This is a genomic window from Streptomyces tateyamensis (assembly GCF_003205575.1).
GTDB lineage: Bacteria > Actinomycetota > Actinomycetes > Streptomycetales > Streptomycetaceae > Kitasatospora > Kitasatospora tateyamensis.
Map to the genome: position 1 here is coordinate 1 of NZ_PYBW01000396.1, position 239 is coordinate 239.

The following is a 239-nucleotide window of genomic DNA, read 5'->3' on the forward strand; positions in this document are numbered from 1 at the left end:
CGCGGCGCCACTCCCGGGCACACTGCCACACCCGGTGCCTGTCACGACCACCGCTCCCGCCGGTGCACCGGACTCGGCCACCGGGCGCACCCGAACGGCCGTGCAGGACATCGCCCGTGCCCTCCCGCTGACGGTCACGGACCCCAACGGTCAGACCGCCACCGAGGCTTACGACGCCCTGGGCCGCCTCATAGCCGTCTGGCCCGCCGGGCGGACCACGGCACAGAACGCCTCGCAGA

At 74.5% G+C, this 239-nt stretch carries 1 protein-coding gene; it reads left to right on the forward strand.

Annotated features, from left to right (window positions below; all coding sequences use genetic code 11):
- Positions 1 to 34: 34 nt before the first annotated feature.
- Positions 35 to 239: hypothetical protein (locus C7C46_RS33900; RefSeq protein ID WP_245985359.1), on the forward strand; the 205-nt coding region annotated here is incomplete at its 3' end.